Origin of the sequence: Bifidobacterium lemurum (assembly GCF_014898175.1) — a bacterium.
Taxonomy (GTDB): domain Bacteria; phylum Actinomycetota; class Actinomycetes; order Actinomycetales; family Bifidobacteriaceae; genus Bifidobacterium; species Bifidobacterium lemurum.
In genome coordinates this window covers 1284821-1306749 of sequence record NZ_CP062948.1, presented here as the reverse complement: position 1 = coordinate 1306749, position 21929 = coordinate 1284821, and the positions used below count along the sequence as shown (strand labels likewise).

Annotated in this window: 12 protein-coding genes; 4 read left to right on the top strand and 8 right to left on the bottom strand. The window is 61.9% G+C overall.

Annotation, left to right across the window (positions count from 1 at the left end; all coding sequences use genetic code 11):
• Positions 1–7 precede the first annotated feature (7 nt).
• On the top strand, positions 8–3208 hold the full coding sequence (locus BL8807_RS04790; RefSeq protein ID WP_072726906.1) for a DUF3427 domain-containing protein: 3201 nt from the start codon (positions 8–10) through the stop codon (positions 3206–3208).
• A gap of 79 nt (positions 3209–3287) precedes the next feature.
• On the opposite strand, the gene BL8807_RS04785 is transcribed toward BL8807_RS04790, so the two are convergent.
• Entirely contained in the window at positions 3288–4790 is a 1503-nt protein-coding gene (locus tag BL8807_RS04785; protein ID WP_072726905.1) for an ATP-binding protein, read from the bottom strand.
• Positions 4791–5624: 834 nt separating this feature from the next.
• On the opposite strand from BL8807_RS04785, the gene trhA reads away from it, so the two are divergent.
• Positions 5625–6449: a PAQR family membrane homeostasis protein TrhA gene (trhA, locus tag BL8807_RS04780; protein ID WP_370737563.1), complete on the top strand. Its 825-nt coding sequence runs from the start codon at positions 5625–5627 to the stop codon at positions 6447–6449.
• Here the strand turns inward: trhA and BL8807_RS04775 are convergent.
• Entirely contained in the window at positions 6446–7831 is a 1386-nt protein-coding gene (locus BL8807_RS04775; protein WP_072726933.1) for an MFS transporter, read from the bottom strand. The two genes, trhA and BL8807_RS04775, sit on opposite strands and share 4 nt — an antisense overlap.
• A gap of 80 nt (positions 7832–7911) precedes the next feature.
• On the opposite strand from BL8807_RS04775, the gene BL8807_RS04770 reads away from it, so the two are divergent.
• On the top strand, positions 7912–9081 hold the full coding sequence (locus BL8807_RS04770) for an FAD:protein FMN transferase (protein WP_072726904.1): 1170 nt from the start codon (positions 7912–7914) through the stop codon (positions 9079–9081).
• Between the two features lie 505 nt (positions 9082–9586).
• On the opposite strand, the gene BL8807_RS04765 is transcribed toward BL8807_RS04770, so the two are convergent.
• The 4 genes from BL8807_RS04765 to BL8807_RS04750 all read right to left on the bottom strand — a co-directional run bounded on the left by BL8807_RS04765 (position 9587) and on the right by BL8807_RS04750 (position 15782).
• Positions 9587–11413: an ABC transporter ATP-binding protein gene (locus tag BL8807_RS04765; protein ID WP_072726932.1), complete on the bottom strand. Its 1827-nt coding sequence runs from the start codon at positions 11411–11413 to the stop codon at positions 9587–9589.
• A 71-nt stretch (positions 11414–11484) separates the two neighbouring features.
• Positions 11485–13341, bottom strand: a complete 1857-nt coding sequence (locus BL8807_RS04760; RefSeq protein WP_072726903.1) for an ABC transporter ATP-binding protein — start codon at positions 13339–13341, stop codon at positions 11485–11487.
• A gap of 116 nt (positions 13342–13457) precedes the next feature.
• Positions 13458–13949, bottom strand: a complete 492-nt coding sequence (locus tag BL8807_RS04755; RefSeq protein WP_072726902.1) for a MarR family winged helix-turn-helix transcriptional regulator — start codon at positions 13947–13949, stop codon at positions 13458–13460.
• A gap of 327 nt (positions 13950–14276) precedes the next feature.
• A complete protein-coding gene (locus tag BL8807_RS04750) occupies positions 14277–15782 on the bottom strand; it encodes an amino acid permease (protein ID WP_083570322.1) in 1506 nt (501 codons plus the stop codon).
• A gap of 236 nt (positions 15783–16018) precedes the next feature.
• Between BL8807_RS04750 and BL8807_RS04745 the strand changes: the two genes are divergently transcribed.
• Positions 16019–17242, top strand: a complete 1224-nt coding sequence (locus BL8807_RS04745; protein WP_083570320.1) for a cation:proton antiporter — start codon at positions 16019–16021, stop codon at positions 17240–17242.
• Positions 17243–17254: 12 nt separating this feature from the next.
• Here BL8807_RS04745 and BL8807_RS04740 read toward each other — a convergent pair whose 3' ends face one another.
• Both BL8807_RS04740 and BL8807_RS04735 read right to left on the bottom strand, forming a co-directional pair.
• Positions 17255–20851, bottom strand: a complete 3597-nt coding sequence (locus BL8807_RS04740) for an ABC transporter permease (RefSeq protein ID WP_072726901.1) — start codon at positions 20849–20851, stop codon at positions 17255–17257.
• 237 nt (positions 20852–21088) lie between these two features.
• Entirely contained in the window at positions 21089–21790 is a 702-nt protein-coding gene (locus BL8807_RS04735; protein WP_072726900.1) for an ABC transporter ATP-binding protein, read from the bottom strand.
• Positions 21791–21929 lie beyond the last annotated feature (139 nt).

Here is a 21929-nt window from a genome sequence, read left to right as displayed (position 1 = left end):
CTCACATATGAACGGCCAATTCTCCGCTACCGCTCGCTTCGACACGAACCTGGATGCCGGCTCCTCATCAGTGCTGGAAGATGTGGTCTCGGGACTTATCCAATCCACAATGGACGCTCCCGGCGTGTACTCGCCAAAACTCATCGCCAATCGACCGGGCAACACCATGTGCGACGCGATCAGCGAAGAGCTGGCCAACAGCGAATCCTTCGACATCTCCGTGGCGTTCGTTTCAGCCGAGGCGGTTCGCACGCTTTTTGAGTCTTTTAAAAGCAGGGCGGAATCCCGAACTTCAGACAGCACGCCAAGCCGCCTCATCACTTCCACCAAAAACTTTTTCAACGCGCCTTCGGCATTCTGGGATCTGCTACGTTTGAAAAACACCGCGAATGTGGATGTTCGCGTGTGGGCGGAGCCCTCGGATAAGCCCAACACCTACGCGGGACAGGGGCAACCGTTCCATCCCAAGGGTTACGTATTTGCCCGTCGAATGGAAGACGGCAAGCCATACTACAACCTATATGTGGGCAGTTCGAACCTCACACAACAGGCGCTCGGCATCCAACGCGAGTGGAATCTCAAGATCTCATCGCTCAAAGAAGGCGAATTGGTCGAGCAATTCCAAAATGAGCTGGATTCCCAAGTCGCGAATTCCGTGCCCTTGACCGAAGAGTGGATCAAACAATACGAGGAGGACTTCAAGAAATACGCGCCACCAAGACGCGAAATCCTCGAGTCTCTCGAAAACATTGAAATCACGCCCAACGCCATGCAACAGGAAGCGCTGGCCAGCCTCGCAAAGCTGCGCAAACAGGGCGAACACCGAGCAATACTCATTTCAGCCACCGGCACCGGAAAAACATACCTGTCGGCGTTCGACGTGCGAGCAGTCAATCCCAAACGCATGCTCTACATCGTGCATCAGCAACAGATTCTCACCAGCGCAATGAGGTCCTATCAGAGAGTGCTGCACTGTGACCCCGAGGAAATGGGATTATTCACAGGAGGCAGCAAACAATCCGACCGCAAATACGTGTTCGCAACCATCCAGACGCTCTGCAAGCCAGAGGTACTGCGCCAATTCGATTCCGATGAATTCGACTACATTCTGGTCGATGAGGCCCACCATGTTGGAGCCGACAGCTACCGACGCGTCATCGACCACTTTAAGGACGCCGACTTCATACTCGGCATGACCGCCACCCCGGAACGCACCGACGGTATCAATATCTTCAAGCTTTTCGGCCATAACATCGCTTATGAGATTCGTCTGCAGCGAGCGCTCGACGAGGACATGCTGTGCCCATTCCATTACTACGGCGTCGCGGAATATCTTGGCTCCAGCGACGACCATCCCGGTCGGAGAATCGACGTGTCCAACGGCCTGTCGGCCGACGACAGCAAACAGCTCAATTATGAGATCAGCCAGCTCGCGACCAGCGAACGCGTCCGCTATATCATCGACAAGCTCCAGCAATACAGCCCTTACCACCAACCGGTCACAGGATTGGTGTTCTGCAGCAGACAGGAGGAGGCGGTAGAGCTGTCCCGCCTGTTTAATCAGGAATACAACCAGCAGGCCGAGCGCGCCTATCGCACCGCCGCGATCACCAGCGCAACGCATCCGAAGCAAACGGACCGTGAAACGATGGTCAAACGGCTGGAAGAAGGCGAATACGACTATCTATTCACCGTTGACCTGTTCAACGAAGGCATCGACATCCCCGCCGTCAACCAGATCGTGATGTTGCGCAACACGCAGTCCAGCATTGTATTCACGCAACAGCTGGGGCGCGGACTAAGAAAGTTTCCGCACAAAGACAGCGTCATCGTCATTGATTTCATCGGCAACTACGCCAACAACTACCTCATCCCCGTCGCCCTGTACGGCAATACCGGCGACCGTGACACCGCTCGCAAAAACCTGCAGCGCCGCACCATCGGATTGTCTTCAATCAGCTTTGATTCCATCGCCAAAGAACGCGTGCTCAAATCTCTGGACACGGCCGATTGGTCGGATATGAAAAAGCTCACCGAACAATACCGACAGCTGCGCTTCCAATTAGGCCGCATCCCTATGCTCATCGACGTATACGAGCACGACCCGTCGTTGCCGTTCACGCTTGCCTCGAAAAGCGGCAATTATCTCGATTTCGTGCGTTCCCGGGAGCAGAGTCTGAGCCGCGGCAAGCGCAACGAAAACGACGAACCCTCATATTTGGACCAGCTGGAGCCCATCGGCAGCACAGCAAACGGCATCTTAAAAATGGCGACCGAGCTACTGGTCCCCGGACTACGCCCACATGAGTTGGTCATATTGGACCGCCTATGTCGTTTCCAGGAAGAACGCATATGCGATGCCGCAGATTCCCGGAACGTCAGCTGGCAACCGGCAGAGCCACTTTCCTTAACGGAATTGGCCGACGTCATCGCCAGGCAATTCCCCGACGCGTATCTGAACCAAAGCCAGATCGACTCGGCGCTTCACACGCTTGACTTCTCTTATTTCATCGCCGCGAACCACAAACGGTTCGGCGCAACACCGTTGATCGAAACCACGATCGACGGCCAGCACGTGCAACTGAGCGAGACATTCGCCGACCTGCTATCCAGCAACCGAACGTTCCGCATCTTCTTTGCCGATGCGCTACGATGCGGCCTATCCAACTGTCGCGACCTATTCTCCCGCGCCAAAGCTCAGCAACGGGAACTCGACCACGGCTTCCTATACGAGCAGAAGTACACACTCGCCGACGTGGTCCGTCTGCTCGGCTGGAGCAAGGAGATGAACGGACAAAACGTCGGCGGATATTTCTGCCACCGCGATACCGGCACCATGCCCATCTTCGTCAAGTACGCCGCAAGCCAATACGAGGATGAGTTCCTCGGACCGCAGGACATGCGCTATTACAGCAAGAACGGGCGCACACCCAGTTCACCGGAGTTCCGATGGATGAGCGATGGCCGCAATACGCCCGACTGGCAAAGATCCCACTTCATCCCGTTGTTCGTTATGCGCAAAGAAGAGGCCAAAGAGGCTCGATACTACTACGTCGGACATGTCACTTCGTTCAGCGACCTCACCCTCACGCACAAACCCGACGCCGATGGCTCCAAAACGGTCAATGCCACCGTCACCAACCTGCGTCTCGCCAAGCCGCTCGACACGGAACTCTATCGGCATCTGACAGGGCGGTCGACGTGCTAGCCCCACCTTCGTCCCAATTTCCTGAGAGAACGGAGGCCACTCGCCATAGGAGTTTGACTCCGCGGCAGATTTGTGTTTGCTAGCGCACAAGACGATATCGGCGCTTGGGGCTGTACTTGGAGCCGATACCTTCGACCACGCCTTCAGCCATCATGCGAGAGATGTAATCGCGGATGGTTTTCGTGGACAATCCCGCGGCATTCGCCAACTCGGACGAGCTGGCGCTTTGCCGTTCCGCCAAATACATCAAGATGGCTTGTTCTACATTGCTGCGCGAGTACGAAACACCCTCTTGCTCGGTCATCTTGCGGTGTCGGAACAGAATACGAAATTCACTCAACGTGCTTACCGAAATAGGAGGGTCCATCAGAGCCTCGGCGAGAGATCCTTTGATGATCGCGTATCCGGTGCCACGATTCTCGACCACATGGCCAACCTTGCCGTCGACATCGGTATAGGGAACGTCCTCAAGAATTCTCGAAAGAAACTGATTTCTAGACTGCGTCTCGCCTTTTTCACCAAGCTCTTCGACCGTCAGGGGCCCGAACAGACCACCCGGATTGATGATTTCAAGTCGATCCGGATACAGCTCCACACGCACCGGCGATCCCTGCGCGTCCAACGAATAGTCCCTGTGCATAAGCGCATTCGCGACCGCCTCACGAACGGCGGCAAGCGGGTATTCCGGCACATCCTCGCGTAAAGCGCCTTGAACCACAGCCCCATGCCTAATATTTCGCGACACCGCCCGCAACGCCGTCAGCAGCATGACGGGAATCGAGCCATCGATATTCTCCGAATCCACAAAACGACGCCCGCCCGCAGTGGCATCCCCCTTGGCCGGCGTTGGAAAAGCCGAAAACACAATATTCAAGCGAGGAAAAAACTTTTGGGGGAATGAGCCGATCGCCAGCAATCCCGCGATCGTTGGCCGCAATGCACCTTGGGAATCATAGGCCACGATTCGGCGATTCACCATCAGCTGCTCATCGCTCATCGAAGCGGTGCCACCAAACGACCCCCCTCGCTGAATCTTCAGCCAGCCATCCAGCAATCCCCTATCGAGATCATCGACAGTCGCGTCAAACACCACATCAACGTCATTGCGGGCCACACGATGTTGGTTTTCCACAAAACGATCGATCTCGTACATCGTCAGATGGTAGTCGCCATCCCCCGTTCTCAAGTACGAGCCTTGCACCCTGCCGTGTTTTTTGACATAGCAAGGCTTCTGCGCCGCAGGCAATTCAGGAACATTGGCCACAACAACCGGCTTGCCGGCATACCGCAGCACAAGAATATCAACATGCACAGCCGGGACGATATGTTCACGAGCCGTCTGGGCCAACCTCGACTGCAACAGTTTCACATCGATATCAACTGCTTGGAACGTCTTTTCGGAAATGCCCAGCACTATGACGCCACCGGAAGTGTTGGCGAACGCCACCATCGATTCCACAACCGAGGAAGGAAACCCGCCGCCGGCTTCTTTGATTTCGTAAGCAGCCAAATCCGTGCCGGCTTCACGCATCAAATTAATCGCATTCGCCAAATCCATGTCGTTGGAAATTTTTGAGAACATGAGAGCCTGCCTTAAATCACAAAAGCCAACCTAGGAACTTAGCATAACACGACTTCCTAGGTTCCTAGGTAAAGTTCCTAGGTTCCTAAGTAGACTTCCTAGGTTCCTAAGTAATCTTCCTAGGTTCCTAGGTAAAGTTCCTAGGTTCCCAGGTTGACTTCCCAAGTTCTTGGATCGATGTTCCAACACGCATCCGTCTTGCCGCATGCGCAAACAAGTAATGATTTGAGATTGGACGACAGACCGACGGGCGGTTCGACACGCCGAAATAGGGGGTGTCGACACACGTTTTACGCATGTAACCGCGCGTTTGAGGCAGAGTCCTTGATTAGAGCCATCGCGGAGGGTAGCGTGTTTGTTGGGGAGGAAGGCTCACCTGTGAAGGGACTGCTGCCCTGAGCGGTCGTCGTTGTGGTTTGAACGCGGCCGCACCTTCCTCTTTCTCACCCGGCACCCTACACCGTCCCGTGCGACTGGACGCATACAGGAAACTCCCATAATCACCCGATACCGTAAGTTACGGTTGCGTAGGTTACCGTACGCGAAGAGACGGGAAGTGCCATGAACCACAGCGGACCGGTCGTATCATCACCACATCAGCACAGCACTGCGCCTTCATCAGAACCGCTTGTCGCAACCGCCACATCATCCTCCACGACCGGCGCGAGCGTACGGCATGCGGTCGATTCCGCCATCCGCATCACCTTCGACCCGACTTCACGGGCCGCACGCAAGGCCCAGCGCCGCTACGAGCGCGAAACCAGCAAAGAATCAGCCCGACAGGCCGCTCGCGAAGCGCAAGTCGCGGCCGCCTCCTGCACCGACCCCACCGTCATCGCCCAGGCCCGGTCCGCCTACGACGCGCTGCTCACCGAGCGCCGACGCCGAGCCCAGCTCAAGCGCGAGCTCACCATCGTGCGCCAACGCTACGTCGATTCGAAAGCCGACTGCCGCCGAGCCAAACGCGCGTCGCTCGACGCGGACACCCGCGCCGGCATCGTACGGCTCGACGGCTACGGGCAACGCAAACCCCGCATGCGCGGATGGCTGCACGCCCTGATGACACCGCTCGCGCTGGCCGCCTCCATCGTGCTGATTTGTCTGGCGCCCGCAGGCATGATGAAAGCCGCCTGCGCCGTCTACGGTCTGTCTGCGGTGCTGCTGTTCGGCAATTCCGCGCTGCTGCATCTGAAATCGTGGAGCCCGCGCGCCACTCGGCTGCTGTGCGGCATCGACTTCTCCAACATCTTCCTCATCATCGCGGGGACCAACACCCCGATCGTGTGCGCGCTGCAACCGTACATCCGCCGGCCGTATCTGGCGTTCATCTGGTCGGCGGCGCTGATCGGCACCGTGCTGCACCTGCTGTGGATCCGCATGCCGGATTGGATCAATTCCGTGATTTATGTGGCGCTCGGCCTCGCGCCGCTCGCCATCATGCCGACGCTGTGGTCGAGCCCAGCCGTGGGACCTGCCGCGACCGTGCTGATCGCCGTGGGCGGGGCCTGCTATATCGCGGGCGCGGTATGCTTCGCGATCCGCAAGCCCAACCCGATTCTCGGCTGGTTCGAGTTCCACGAGGTGTTCCACTTAGGCACCGTCGCCGGATATGTGTGCCATGTGGTGGCGGTGTATCTGGTGGTGTGCGGCATGCGTTAGCCTTCCAGCACGCCGAGCACCTTCTTCTCGTTGTAGAAGGCGAACACCACGCCGCCGATGCCGCACAGCACCGCGGCGCAGATCGCGGCGATGCGGTAGCCGGTTCCGGAGGCCATGCCGATGGTCGAAACGCCGGTGAACAGCAGCATGGCCACGCTCTGCCCCATCTTCATCGCGAAGGTGCGCGCCGCATAGAACATGCCCTGACGGTCCTGACCGGTGGTTTTCGAACTGGCGTCGGCGATGTTCGCGACGATCGCCTGCGGCAGGATGCCGAACGCGGCCATCGGAATCGCACCCACCACCGACAGAATCAGCCCCTGGACCATCGGCGGAATCGCGCCCAAGAGTCCCGAGCCGAGCATGCCGGCGAAGGCGAACGCGATGGTGAACAGCACGAACGCGCCCAGCAGCAGCCGCTTCTTGCCCACACGGTTGGCGAACATGTTGACCGGCAGATAGAACAGCACGGACACGGCGGTCATCAGCACGAAATACACGGTCGACGTGGTTTCGGGCAGTTTCAGCAGGCTGGTCACGAAGAACGGCAGACCGGTCTGGAAGGTGGTGATCGCCACCCAGTAGACCACGTCGGAGCCGACGAATTTGCGGAACTCGCCGTCGCGGAAGGTCTCCTTGAGCGAGGCGAGCGTGGATTCGCTGGTCGGCTGGGATTTGACGTATTCCTTCTCGTCGATGGCGAATACGGGCACCAGCATGCACACGAACGCGACCGCCGCCATGATGGTGAAGGTCACGCGGATGGCGGTGACGCGGTCGAGTCCCGGCGTCATCGCGCCCCAGATCACGGGCGCCACGTAGGCGATGGCGGTGCCGAACACCCACGTGAAGGAGATGGCGGTGGAGATGTTGAGCTGCTGTTTGGAGTCATGCCCAAGTTCGGCGATCAGCGCGTTGTAGGGCGTGCAGTAGAAGGTGAGCGCGATGTAGTAGCCGATCACGGTGACGAACAGGAACGCGGCGTTCACCCAGCTTGTGCCGTTCACCGGGCTCCAGAACACGAGCACGGTGACCACGGCCAGCGGCAGCGCGGCGAATTTCAGGAAGGGAATGCGACGGCCCGCCTTGGACTTGCAGCGGTCGGACAGGCTCGCCACCGCCGGATCCACGAACGCGTCGAAGAAGCGCGCGAACGCGGTGATGCCGCCCACCACGGTCACCACCCCCAACACGACCAGCCCTTGCGGCACGAACACCGTCTGCCCTTGGTCGATGGTCTCCTGGTCAGGCTGGTAGAAGTACACAAGCCAGTTCGAGATGATGCCGGACAGCAGCGCCCAGCCGAACTGTCCGACGGCGAACGCCCACACCTTGGCGGTGGGCAAATCTTTGACCGCGCGTGTGGCGTGGGTCGATGGCATCGTCGCATCGTTCATGGTCAACCTCCCCCATTGCGAAGTTGACACTATGTTAACTCAACATTCTCCCTACAATGGACACCATGAGTCGACTCGCCGAACGCATGCCCCACATCATGACGCTTCCGCGCGCGCTGGGCACGGGAATGATCATCCGTTCGGCGGCTCCGCTCGACGACGCGACGCGGGGCGAGATCCGCGCGTTCGCCGCCGAATACGAGCGCCTATTGTCGCGGTTCCGCCCCGATTCGCTGGTCGCGGCGATGCGAGGGGCAGAGCACGGCGGCACCTTCGATTTTCCCGAGTGGGCGGTGCCGCTGTTCGATCTGTACGACCGGCTGGCCGACGCGACCGATGGGGCGATCGACCCCTGCGTGGGCGAGGACCTGACCCGGCTCGGCTATGGCGCCGACCTGCGGTTCGTCATGGAGCCGGATGCCGCAGGGCATCTGGGCAGCCTTCGTGGGCGTCCGACCTGGCGCGGCGATGTGGAGCGGCATGGCGCCACGCTCGTCACCAAACGTCCGGTATCGCTGGATTTCGGGGCGTGCGGCAAAGGGTATCTCGTGGACCTTATCGCCGCGTTGATCGGCGAATCGGCGGCGATCGACGACCCTCACGGCGCGCTGCTGATCGATGCCGGAGGAGATCTGCTGGTTCGCTCGCCAGAAGAGCCGGTCACCATCGCGCTTGAGGATCCTTGGGATTCCGACAACGCCGTCGGCGTGGCGGCGATGTCGGGCGGAGCGTTCTGCGCGAGCGCGCCGAGCCGCCGCCAATGGGGCCAGGCCGCCGGACATCGGCTTCACCACCTGATCAACGCCATCGACGGCCGCCCGGCGGACGACGTGGCCGCGGCCTGGGTCGCGGTGGCGGCGGGCCTGTCCGCCGAACCGACCGCCACGCAAGCCGCCAAACCGCGCACCATGCAAGCCGGCAGCCCGACCGCCGCACGAACCGGCAAAACGCTTGACGAACCGTCCACCGCATGGGCCGCCGAATCGCACGGCAAACCGCCTGCCAAGCCGCGCGTCGAACCGCTGGTCGCGCTGGCCGACGGTCTGGCCACGGCGTTGTTCGTCTCACGCGCCGACCGACTGCGAGCACGCTTCGCCTTCGATTGCGCCATCGTACGCTCCGACCGAACCGCGGCGGTCAGCCCACGATTCCCGGGCCGACTGTTCGCATGCGACCCACGCGCGCGGGGTCCGTTCGCGCACGATACGGATACTTCGGACGATTCTGTCCAGTAACACGCGGCGCAATGCGCGATTCAGGAGGAAAACCGCGCGATTTCGCCGGATTCCCGCATTTCCTGCCGCAAACTAGATAGGATGTCTAGTAGCAAACAAAAAGCCGTTTGCAGGACATTGGCGTTCCACAGTGAGGAAAGGCAGATGATCATGGGGGGACATGTCTGCTCCATCGCCGGATGCGATAGACAAGCCGAATCTCAGGGAATGTGCTGCGAGCATTTCACCGCAGCGCTCACCCACGGAGTGTTTCACACGCCGGGGTCACGCGTATCTTCCCCATCATCGTCCTGAGGGAGCCGAGGCCGCTCCTCCGCCATCCCAAGCGAACTGCGGTGTCTTTCCGATCTCCTGAGGAGACGCAACGACCTTTCCCTCCGTCATCCTGAGCGAAGGCCGAAGGCCGGAGTCGAAGGATCTCAGGCCTTTGCCGCCAGGCGAGCTGAGATCCTTCGACTCCGCCGCGCTCCGCTCAGGATGACAGGAACGGAACACGCGGGCATCGTCAGTCCGTCAGCGCGAACTGCGAGTTGTACAGCCCCGCGTAGAAGCCGTCCGCCTCAAGCAGTTCCTCGTGCGTGCCGCGCTCGACGATGTCGCCGTCGCGCATCACAAGAATCATGTCGGCGTCGCGGATGGTGGACAGGCGGTGCGCGATCACGAAGCTCGTGCGGCCCACCGTCAGCTGGTCCATCGCCTTTTGGATCAGCTCCTCGGTGCGCGTATCGACCGAGCTGGTCGCCTCGTCGAGGATGAGGATCGGCGCGTCCTGCACCATGGCCCGGGCGATGGTGAGCAGCTGCTTCTGACCCGCGGAAAGCGCGGTTTTGTCATCGAGCACGGTGTCATAGCCCTGCGGCAGCGAGCAGATGAAGCGGTGCAGGCCCACGGCGCGGCAGGCGTCCTCGACTTGCTGGTCGGTGACGTCCGGCTTGGCGTAGACGATGTTCTCGCGCACGGTTCCATGGAACACCCATGTGTCCTGAAGCACCATCGAGAACTGGTCGTGCACGTTCCAGCGCGGCACGGATTTGGTATCCACACCGTCGATGGAGATGGTACCGCCGTTGATCTCGTAGAAGCGCATCAGCAGGTTCACCATGGTGGTTTTGCCCGCGCCGGTGGGTCCGACGATGGCGACCTTCTGCCCGGCCTTCACCTCGGCGGAGAAATCGTGGATGATGGTGTGATCAGGCGAGTAGCCGAAGCTCACGTGACTGAACTCCACGTCGCCGCGCACACGCGTCGGCTTGCCGTTTTCGTCGCGGCCGTAGCCGAGCAGCGGCTTGAGGTCGGACTCGTCGGCCATCTCGGGCTCGTCGAGGAATCCGAACACGCGCTCGGAGGCGGCGGCCGTGCGCTGCAGGTTCTGGAAGGCCTGCGCGAACTGGCTGAGCGGCTGGGTGAACAGACGGATGTACATCATGAACGCCACGATCACGCCGAAGCTGATGGTGCCGTTCATGGCGAGCGCCGCGCCCACCACGCACACCACCACATAGCCGAAGTTGGAGACGAAGTTCATCAGCGGCATCATCAGGCCGGAAAGGAACTGCGACTTCCAGCCGGAGTCGTACAGGTCGGCGTTGTACTTTTCGAACTGCTCGATCGACTTTGCCTCGCCGGAATAGGCCTTGACGACCACATGGCCGGCGTACATCTCCTCGACGTGGCCGTTGACGTCGCCCAACGCGATCTGCTGGCGGGTGAAGTACTTCTGCGAGGCCTTCATGATCACCATCATGATGATGACGCCGGCCAGGGCGGCGCCGATCGCGCACAGGGTGAGCTGCCAGCTGTTGTAGAACATCATGACGAGCGATCCGACGAACAGCGTGACCGAGGTGATCAGGCTGCCCAGGCTTTGGCCGAGGGTCTGGCCGATGGCGTCCACGTCGTTGGTGATGCGGGAGAGCACGTCGCCGTAGCTGACCTTGTCGAAGTATTTGAGCGGCAGTTTGTTGATCTTCGCGCTGATGGCCGTGCGCAGGTTCTGCGCCACCCGTTGGGTGACGGTGGCCATGAGCAGGCTCTGCAGGTAGCCCAGCAGCGCGTAGCCGACGTACAGCGCCACGAGGATCAGCGCGATATGCGTGACCGCGTCGAGGTCGATCGCGCCGAGCACGGGCTTGCCGTCGACCATGGCGGGCAGGCCTTTGGCGATTTCGTTGGTGACGTCCTTGAGTTTGTCCGGCCCGATGATCTGGCAGATGGTGCCGGCCATGCCGAGGACCAGCGCGACGATGACGGCCGGAATGTATTTGCGCGCGAAATCGATGAGCTTGCTCATCGATCCGCCGAAGTCGGCCGGCTTCTCAACGACGCCGCCCATGCCGGGACCGTGGCCGCGCCCACCCATCGGACGCCTGCGTGTGGTTGATTCAGTCATATTCGTTGCCGTCCTTACGAGGCGAGTTCTTCCGGGGTGAGCTGGGATTCGGCGATCTGCCGGTACACGTCGCATTCGTCGAGCAGCTGCTTGTGGGTGCCGTGGCCGACCATGCGCCCCTGTTCGAGCACGACGATCTGGTCGGCGTCCATGATGGTGCCGATGCGTTGGGCGACGATCATCTTGGTCGAGCCCTGCGCGTGGGTTTTGAGCGCGTCGCGTACGGCGCGGTCGGTGCGGAAGTCCAGCGCGGAGAAGGAATCGTCGAAGATGAGGATCTCCGGGTTGCGCCATACCGCGCGGGCGATGGATAGGCGCTGTTTCTGCCCGCCGGACACATTGGATCCGCTTTGGGCGATGGGGGCCTGGTAGGTGCCGTCCATCTTCTCGACGAATTCCGTGGCCTGGGCCACGCCGCACGCCTCGCGTACGGAGGCGGTGAGGGCCTCGCCCGTCGGCGCGCCTTCCGCCGCCGCACCGGCTGCCCCCTCTTTCGCCAGGCCGGGCGCCCCTTCCTTCGTCATGCCGAGCGCAGTCGAGGCATCTCCCCTCCGTCCGTCGCCGTAGCTCACATTGGATTCGACCGTGCCTTTGAACAGAACGGAGGTCTGCGGCACGTAGCCGATTTTGTCGCGGAGGGCCTTGAGTTCGTAGTCGCGCACGTTCACGCCGTCGACAAGCACCTCACCCTCCGTGGCATCGTAGAAGCGCGGCACGAGGTTGATCAGCGTGGATTTACCGGAGCCGGTGGAGCCGATGAAGGCGATGGTCTGCCCGGGCTTGACGGTGAAGCTCACATGTTCGAGCATCGGCGACTGGGAGTCGGGGTAGGCGAAAGTCACGTCGCGGAATTCGATCTCACCGGCCACGCCCGGCTCGCCCGCCGTGCGGGGGCCATCGGCGATGGAGGGCTGGGTGTCGAGCACTTCGAGCACACGCCTGGCGGACACGTCGGCGCGGGGCCACAGCACGAACACCATGCTCAGCATCAGGAAGCTCATGATGACCTGCACGGAATAGCTGGAGAACACCACCATATTAGAGAACAGGGTGAGTTTGTCGGTGGCTTCGGCCGCCTCGATCAGGTAGGCGCCGATCCAGTAGACGGCCAGCATCAGACCGTTCATCACGGTGTTCATCAGCGGCATCATGATGGCCATCGCGCGGTTGGTGAACAGCTGGGTGTCGGTGAGGTCCTTGTTGGCCTTGGCGAACTTCGTCTCCTGATAGTCCTCGGCGTTGTAGGCGCGCACCACGCGCAGGCCGGTGAGGTTCTCGCGAGCCACGAGGTTGATGTTGTCGGTAAGCTCCTGCATGGCGCGGAACTTCGGCATGACCAGCGCCATCAGCGCGGCGACGCCCACCAGCAGGACGCCCACGGCGATGCCCGTCGCCAGCGTCCATTCGAAGCCTTTGCCGGCGATTTTGCACACGGCCCACACGGCCATGATCGGCGCTTTGACGATCATGGTCAGGCCCATGGTGATGAACATCTGGATCTGCGTGACGTCGTTGGTGGATCGCGTGATCAGACTGGCGGTGGAGAAACGGTTGAGCTCGGCAGTCGAGAACGATTCGACCTTGGCGAACTCCAGGCTGCGCAGCCGCTGGCTGAAGGAGGCCGACACACGCGCGGCGAAGAATCCGGTGATGATCGCGCAGGCCACGGAACCGAGGGAGATCGCAAGCATCTTGCCGCCTGCGATCCAGATGTCGCTCATCTCACTGCCCTGGGTTTCGACCAGCGTGGTGATTTCCGACATATAGTCGGGCAGTTCCAGGTCAAGCCAGATCTGCGCGACGATGAAGACGAGGGCGACGAGCATCTCGCCGATCTCCGTCTTCGACAGATATTTGCAGATACGAAGCATGATTTCCTCTCAATATTTATTTCTTACAGTGTAAGATATTTGATACCGTAAACCTTGGAACGACCTGAACGCAAGTTTCACCCCAAGGAAACACCGGCCGCCGAAACGACCGCGGCTCAGTCCTTCCGTCCCGCATCCGCCGCGAACGCCGCATCGATCTGCGCGCGTGTCGGACGCGGTTCCCCCGGCACGCACAACGAGGAATAGGTCATGAATTCCACGATCAGGTCGACGAACTCCCGAGTGCGGCGTTCCCCCATCTGCTGGAACACCCAGCACATCATCGCACGCATCTCCTCGACATACTCCTCACCTTTCCCCCGCCCTGCGTCGGTGAGATTGACCAGGATATTGCGCCGATCCTTGGGGTCGATCTCGCGTGTGATATACCCCTTCTTCTCCAGAGTCGACAGCAGGGTCGAAATGCGGCCGGAGCTGTTGTGCGAGGCGACGGCCAGCTGGGACGGCGTCATGGTGCCGTTGACCAGCAACTCATGCAGGACGGCCGGCTCACCTTTGACCGCACGACCGAGGCGGTCGGTCGCGGAGGACCGAAGCCTCTTGATCTTGCCCATCAGCTCGGTGACCGCATCCAATTCCCACGACATACCGCTCCTTTCGCAAACATCCACCATAATATCTTACGGTGTTTACTATTCGCCTATGCGATATGTTCACAGGGTAAAAGACGACGTATCCGATGCCACCGGCCAGCGGTCTTTCAACGGGTTGGCACTTGGGCGCTCGAGTTGGCACCGGCTTGAACGGACACCGACGTCACGGAACGGCAAAATGGCGGAATGACGGTGAGGTTCCAGAGGGGCGCCGACAGGCGTGTGCCAACTCGAGCCTCCAAGTGCCAACCCGTTGACGCTCGCCTCTCCAGCGCTCAAGCCGACAAGCTCTCGAACCGGATCGCCGCGCGCCACAACGCCTTAGCCGCGATGCCGCAAAGCGGCCTTGAGGTCACGGCTGCGATACCGCTCGCGCAGCCAGCAGTAGCCTCCGAACGCCACCAGCCACACCAATCCGGCGATGGCGGAGCCGCGCGTGTCGTCGGCGAGGAACAGCGTGGCGTACACGAACACGAAGAACACGATGGCGATGGTGTTCAGCCACTTCCACGCCGGCATCACGAAACCGTCGGCGATGAAGTCGGCGCTGCGGCGGTAGCGGCGGTGCGCGACCATCGTCAGGATGTAGATGAACAGGAACACGGCCGAACTGGCGGACGAGAACAGCACGAACGCGCTGGAGATCTGCGGGAACGCGTTGACCACCGGAGAGAGCAGGATCAGCACGGCCGACGCGACGATCGCGCGGGCCGGCACCTTGCGCTTCGAGACGACGCCCAACTTGTTCAGCGCCGGCGAATTGGACTCGGCGGCCAGCTGGTAAAGGTGGCGGCCCGCGGAGTACAGCAGCGAGTTCAACGCGGACGAGGCCGCGGTGATCACCACGAAGAACACCAGCGCGGACGCCCAGTTGAGTCCCGCGTATTGGAACACCATGATGAACGGCGAGGCGAAGGAGCCGTCGTCGTTCGGCTGGAACGAGGTCCACGGCACGATGCACATAATGGCCACCAGCGCGCCCACATAGAAAATGAGCACACGCACGATGATCTCGTTGATCGCCTTGGGCAGCACCTTACGCGGATTCTGCGTTTCGGAGACGGTGACGCCCACGAACTCGATCATCTCGTAGGCGAAGAACACCATCTGGAAGCTCATCAGGAACGCCAGCCAGCCGTTCGGCGCGATGGAGAAGCCGTCGATCAGATTGGCGACGCTCGCCTGGCCGGCGGGGCTCGCGTGGTCCATGCCCTCGATCTGCACGGCCGGGTATTGGAAGCCGATCACCACCATCACCACGGCGGTGGCGATCATCGCCACGATCAGCGTGATCTTGATCATCGAGAACCAGAACTCCACCTCGCCGAACACCTTGACGGCGATGAGGTTGATCGAGACGAGCACCACAAGGAATCCCAGCTCGATCAGCCACTTCCATGAGCTCAGATCGATGCCGAAGGTATCGAAGAAGGTGACGAAATAGGTGGAGACGGCGGTGATCTCGGTCATGCCGAGCAGCACCAGCGCCACCCAATACGACCATCCGGCGAAATGCCCCCATCCGTTGCCCAAGTAGCGTGTGATGAAGTTGATGAACGTGTGCTGGCTCGGATCGCGGTACATCATCTCGCCGATGGCGCGCATCAGGAAGAACATGATGACGCCCACCGCGATATACACGAAGACGATGCTCGGGCCGGTGAGGCTGATGGATTTGCCGGAACCCAAGAACAGGCCGGTGCCGATGGTTCCGCCGATGGCGATGAACTGCACATGGCGGTTCGTCAGCCCACGGTTCATCTCATTGTTCTCATCCAGGCTCTCGACGGACGCGAGCTGGCCGGTGGTGTTCTTCGATGCGGTCATAAAGAGCCAACCTACCGCGCTTATGTTACAAATCAACACGCCGCCCATAGTGCGGTCCATCGTGCGGTGGTGCCCATGGTGCCGTACTTTCCATGGTGCGGTACCCTGGAAACGTTGGAAAACCAACCCACCGCACCATGTGACCACCGCACCATGGGCACTACCGCACCATGTGGCCACCGTACGATAGGCACCACCGCACGTCCGAGACGAACCCGTTCGCTAATGTGGTGCGCATGACCCATGACCTGATTTCGTTGACCATCATCATGGCGGTGGCGGTGGTATGCCCGATCCTCGCCGAACGCATCCCCGGCAAGCCGATCCCCCAAACCGTGCTGCTGCTGGTTTTCGGCATGGCGCTCGGACCCCATCTGCTGAACAAAATCTGGCTCACCGACGCGGTGGATCTGCTCAGCGAACTCGGACTGGCGTTCCTCTTTCTGCTGGCCGGCTACGAGATCGACCCGAAGAAACTCGGCGGCCATCAGGGCAAGGTGGGACTGCTCACCTGGGTGGCGACGCTGGCCATCGCATGGCTGGCCGTGTTCCTGGTGCCGTTCTTCGCCGCGCACGACATGAACGGCGTCGCCGCGGTCATCACGCTCACCACCACCGCGCTCGGCACGCTGATGCCGATTCTCAAGGAACGCTCCCTCACCGGCACGCCCGTCGGCGAGGCCGTGATCGCCTACGGAACATGGGGCGAACTGGGGCCGGTGCTGGCGATGGCCGTGCTGCTGTCGGCCCGCTCCCAATGGCAGACGATGCTGATCCTGGGATTGTTCACCCTGATCTGCGCGCTGGCGGCGCTGGTTCCCAAGGCGGCGCGCCGCGCGGGCCATTGGCTGTACCGATTCCTGACCGAGAACGCCAACACCTCGTCGCAGACGCTGATGCGTCTGACCGTGCTGCTGCTGGTCGGATTGATCACCATCTCGCGTCTGTTCGATTTGGATGTGGTGATGGGCGCGTTCGCGGCCGGCTTCATCCTGCGGTTCGTCATCCCCGACGGCAACAGGATTCTGGAGACGAAACTCGAGGGCGTGGCGTACGGGTTCCTGATTCCCGTGTTCTTCGTGGCTTCGGGCGCGTCGATCGACGTGCGTGCGGTGGCCGCCAACCCGGCGCTGCTCATCATGTTCATCGTGATGCTGGTGCTGGTGCGGGCGGTTCCGGTGTTCACGGCGCTGACGTTGGACCGCCGCGCCAATCCGCTGGAACCGCAGGACCGCCTGACCGTGGCCCTGTACTGCACCACCGCGCTGCCGGTGACCGTCGCGGTCACGTCGGTGGCCGTCAAAGCCGGCACCATGCAGCAGACCACCGCCTCCACACTGGTGATGGCGGGCGCGGTCACCGTGTTCCTGATGCCGCTGCTCGGCGGCCTGGCCGGCAAAGTGGTTCCCGGCTCGCCGACGTGGAGGCGCTCCGACTCCGCCACGCTCCGCTCAGCATGACGGGAAAGTCCGCTACTCCACGGATTTCAGCGAGCTGACCGGATCGATGCGGTCGAGCACCGGATTGGTGAGCAGCTGCACGGCCAAGGCGAACACCAACGTCGCGACGGCCGCGATCGCGTAGCTCCACCAGTGCACCGACACTTCGAAGTAGATGCTCGGCATGTTGAGCACGGCGGTGAGCATGCCGCCGATCACCCGGCCGAGCGGCAATCCCACGGCGATGCCGCCAAGGGTCAGAATCATCATCTCCTTGTTCACATAGGTGTGCACCTCGCGGTCGTAGAAGCCGAGCACTTTCAGCGTGGCCATCTCGCGCACGCGTTCGGAGACGTTCGTGTTCGCCAGCGTGAACAGCACCACCAGCGCGAGGCTGCCGGCGAGCGCGACGATCAGCGCCACCACCGCGCCCATGAGATCGAAGGTGAAGCTGCGCTCCATGTCGTCGCAGCTGACAGCGGAGAGCACGGCCGCGTCGGTTTTCAGCTCGTCGGCGTAGGCGATCTTCTCGTCGGCCGTGCCGTCGAGCGTGGCGAGCATGGCGTTGAGGGTGAGCGGCGCCTGAACGTCGAAGACCTGTCGGTACGCGTCCTCGCTGATGTACACGTCGGAGCCGATGAGGTTGCGCGAGACGGCGGCGACCGTGGCCGTGCCGTGGCGCATGTCGCCATCCACCAGGGACACCCGGTCGCCGGCCTGGATGTCGAAGGCGTTGGCGGCCGACTGCGAGACGATCACACCGCTGTCGTCCAAGGCGAGCGTCTCGCGGGTGTCCGCCGCGTCGCGAAGGGTGATCATCTCGCCGAGCACGTCCTCGTCGCCGTCAGGCACGACCATCAGCTGGATGCTTTCGCTGCCTGAGTCGGATTGCAGCTCGCCGCTTTCCACGCGCAGGTCCAGCGTCTCGCCCACCTGCGAATCGGCGGCCACACGCGCCAGCAGCTCGTCGGCGGAGTCGTCGCTGGCCACCACCATCAGGTCGTACTGATAGATGTCCTCGTACTGCTTGGGGCCGAGGGTGTCCACGGTGTCGTTGATCGCCAGTCCGCACACGATAAGCGCGGTGCAGCCGGCCACGCCGCCGACGGTCATGATCAGGCGGCTTTTGAAGCGGAACAGGTTGCGCACGGTGACTTTGTTGAGGAAGCTGAGACGTCTCCACAGCGGAGTGATGCGCTCGAGCAGCACGCGCGCGCCGGCCTTGGGTGCTTTGGGCCGCATGAGTTCGGCCGGGGTGTGCTTGAGTTCGCCCGCGCAAGCCACGGCGGTGGCCACCAGCACGCCCACGAGGAACAGCGCGATGCCGGCCGAGCCGTACAGCCAGTCGTATTCGAGCGCGATGCCGGGGATGACGTACATATCCTCCAGCACGAGCAGCAGGAAGGAGGGGATGCCGAGGAAGCCGAGCAGCAGTCCCAACGCGCCGCCGACCAGGCAGGCGAGCGTGGCGAACAGCAGGTAGCGCAGGGCGATGACGCGGCTGCCGTAGCCGAGCGCGGTGAAGGTGCCGGCCAGCGAGCGTTCCTCCTCCACCATGCGGGTCATGGTGGTCAGACTCATGAGCACGGCGACGAGCAGGAACACGATGGGGAAGGCGTATCCGATGGATTGGATGGAGCTGATGTCGGATTCGAGCGCGCTGAATCCACCGATCGACGAGCGGGTCTGCACGTACCAGCGGGCGGAGGCGATGTCGTCGATGGTCTGCTGCTGTTTGGCGAACTCGTCCTCGACCTGTTGGCGCTGGTCGTCGAGTTCGCTTTGCGCGTCGGCGAGTTGGGTTTCGCCGTCCGCGAGTTGCTCCTCGCCGTCCTCCAGCTGTTTGAGTCCCTCCTCCAACTGCTGTTTGCCGGAGGCGAGCTGCGCGGCCTGCGATTCGAGCTGGGTGGCCTGCGCCTCGAGTTGCGCGGCCTGCGCCTCCAGATTGGCCGACTGTTGGTTGAGTTCGGCGGAGCCCGCCGCAGCCTCGTTTTCCTTGGCGGTCAGTTGGGCGTTCTGCTCGTCGAGTTGAGCCTGGCCCGCGTTGAGCTGGTCGAGGCTTTCCACAAGCTGGGCGCGCTGCGTCTGCATCTGCTCGACGCTTTGCGCGAGCTGTTGTTTGAGATCGGCTATTCCGGCGGTCGGCGGAGTGGTGGGATCGACGGGGATGCCGAGCGCGTTGAGGATGCTTGCGATCCGCTCCCACGCGGCTTGGTCGATGCCGACTTCGGGCAGCTGGTCCAATACGGCGAGCGCCTGTTCCGCCAGCGGCAGCATCTGGTCGATTTGCGCGATGCCTTGGTTGACTTGGGTGAGATTGCTGGTCAGGGTCTGCTGGGCCGCGTCCAGCTGCGCGCGGGCGGAGGCGAGCTGCTGTTGGCCCGATTCGAGTTCCGTACGCGCCTGCGCGATCTGCTGGCGGCCCTGCGAGATTTGCTGGCGGCCGGATGCGATCTGCGAGCGCGCCTGCGCGATCTGGCTTTCGCTGGACGTGATCTGCGATTGCTGGGATTCGAGTTGCTCTCGGCTTTCGGCGAGGGTGGATTTGCTCTCTTCGAGTTGGGCGCGCTGCTCGTCAATCTGGGATTGCGCATCGTCCAGTTGGGCGAACGCGTCCTGTTCCGCCTCGTCGATTTGGGATTGCGCCTCGTCGACGATACGTTGGCGGCGGTCCTTCTGCCGCTGGTCCTGCACGGTGTTTTCGATGCGGTCGACGACCTGCCGCACGATCTCCTCGTAGGCGTCGGAGAAGGAGTCCTCGTCCGCCGCGCCTTCGACGGTCAGGCTGATGGCGGTGTAGACGTTGCCGCTCACGCCGTCGCTTGAGGTGAAGAAATAGTAGTCGGCGGTGCTGGGACTGCGGAAGGCGGCGGTGCTGTAGCCGGTCGGATTGGTCAGGTCCTTGGGGTCGAGCACCATGCCGGTGATGGTGAGTTTCGTCGGGAACGACGGGGCCGTCTCTTCTTCTTCGTCGCCGTCGTTGTCGGCGTCGGCATCGGTACCAGCTTCAGTGTCGGCATCAGAGGAAACGGGTTCGCCGGCGGAGTCGGAGGCTCCCGTCGAATCGCCCCCATCCGCGGCATCGGTGGCGTCGTCGGAAGCGCCGAAATCATCGGAACCGGTCAGGTCGGAGCCAGACGTGCCGGCGGTGGACTCCTCATCATCGGCGGGGGTGACGGTGAGGGTGTCGCCGATCTCGTATCCGGAGTCGACGAGGAACTTCTCCGTGACGGCCACCTCGCCGGCTTTCTCGGGCATGCGACCTTCCTGCAGATACGGTTGGTCGAGGCCTTCGACGCCGATTTCCGTCATCGTCACGTTCTTGTCCGTGCCGGCCACTTTGGTGGTCACGCTCTGCGTACGTTCGGCCTGCACCGTCTCGACGCCCTCGACCCGTTTGAGGGCGGCCACATCGTCGTCGGTCAGTCCGTAGGTGGACAGCACTTGGATGTCGTGCAGACCTTGCGCGTCGTACAGTCGGTCGGCGGCGTGGAACATGTCGCGGCAGCCGGCGTAGATGCCGGTGAGCACGGCCACGCCCAGCATCGAGATCACCGCAATGGAGAGGAACCGCTTCCATCCGCGCAGCCACGCGCGCGCCGTGCCTTTGACGAACGCCCCGCCCGGCATGCCGCCCGTGTGGACCGTTCTGCCGGGTATACCGCCCGCGCGAGATGCTTCGCCACCGGTCGCACGACCACCGGCACGGCTACTGGCACGACCATCCTTATTCATGCGCATGCCAGCGCCGTCAGCGGGAACGCCATCACGCCCAGCGCGATGTTTCACGGAATGTTTCACATCCCGTCCTATGTGTTTCACACTATGTTTCACACTCGTCGAGCGCCGGAATGCCATCGCGACCACCTACCATTCGATGTCGGCGATGGGGGTCGGTGTGGGATGCTCCTCCTGGCCCGTCACCTTGCCGGAGCGGAAACGGATCACCTTATGCGCCATCGGCGCCAGCGCCGAATTGTGGGTGATGATCATCACGGTCATGTTCTCGTCGCGGCAGATGTCCTGCAGCAGTTGCAGCACGCCTTTGCCCGTCTCGTAGTCCAACGCGCCGGTCGGTTCGTCGCACAGCAGCAGCTTCGGCTTCTTCGCGATCGCACGCGCGATGGACACACGCTGCTGCTCTCCGCCCGAAAGCTGCGCGGGAAAGTTGTTCAAGCGGTCGCCCAATCCCACTTTGGCCAACGTCTGGGCGGGATCGAAATGGTCGTCGCAGATCTGCGAGGCGAGCTCCACGTTCTCGAGCGCGGTGAGGTTCGGCACCAGATTGTAGAACTGGAACACGAAGCCGATGTCGGTGCGACGGTAGCCGATCAGGTCGCGCTTCTTCAGTTCGGTGATGTCGCGGCCGCCGACGATCACCCGGCCCGAGGTGGCGGTGTCCATACCGCCCAGAATATTCAACGCGGTGGTTTTGCCCGCACCTGACTGCCCGAGGATCACAGTGAGTTTGCCTTCGTCCGCGGTGAAGCTCGCCTCGTCGAGCGCACGGATGGCCGTGCCGCCGGAGGGATATTCCTTGACCACCCGGTCGAATTCGATGTAGGCCATCGCGCACCGCCTTCCCATCGCGCCATTGTGTCTGCTACGATTCAGTAAAACAACACCGTGTCGGTTTCGCAACCAACAGTCGCTCCGCAGTTTGTCGGCCGGCGAAGCCGCACGTCCGTCCCGCCCGACACCCCCGTCG

Bases quoted from the DNA above. Each gene is read 5' to 3' on its own strand.
- BL8807_RS04790 (WP_072726906.1), top strand. From the start codon at position 8: ATGAACGGCCAATTCTCCGCTACCGCTCGCTTCGACACGAACCTGGAT.
- BL8807_RS04775 (WP_072726933.1), bottom strand. From the start codon at position 7,831: ATGCCATCGACCCACGCCACACGCGCGGTCAAAGATTTGCCCACCGCC.
- BL8807_RS04765 (WP_072726932.1), bottom strand. From the start codon at position 11,413: ATGGGCGGCGTCGTTGAGAAGCCGGCCGACTTCGGCGGATCGATGAGC.
- BL8807_RS04745 (WP_083570320.1), top strand. From the start codon at position 16,019: ATGACCCATGACCTGATTTCGTTGACCATCATCATGGCGGTGGCGGTG.
- BL8807_RS04750 (WP_083570322.1), bottom strand. From the start codon at position 15,782: ATGACCGCATCGAAGAACACCACCGGCCAGCTCGCGTCCGTCGAGAGC.
- BL8807_RS04770 (WP_072726904.1), top strand. From the start codon at position 7,912: ATGAGTCGACTCGCCGAACGCATGCCCCACATCATGACGCTTCCGCGC.
- BL8807_RS04760 (WP_072726903.1), bottom strand. From the start codon at position 13,341: ATGCTTCGTATCTGCAAATATCTGTCGAAGACGGAGATCGGCGAGATG.
- BL8807_RS04735 (WP_072726900.1), bottom strand. From the start codon at position 21,790: ATGGCCTACATCGAATTCGACCGGGTGGTCAAGGAATATCCCTCCGGC.
- BL8807_RS04785 (WP_072726905.1), bottom strand. From the start codon at position 4,790: ATGTTCTCAAAAATTTCCAACGACATGGATTTGGCGAATGCGATTAAT.
- BL8807_RS04740 (WP_072726901.1), bottom strand. From the start codon at position 20,851: ATGCCGGGCGGGGCGTTCGTCAAAGGCACGGCGCGCGCGTGGCTGCGC.
- BL8807_RS04755 (WP_072726902.1), bottom strand. From the start codon at position 13,949: ATGTCGTGGGAATTGGATGCGGTCACCGAGCTGATGGGCAAGATCAAG.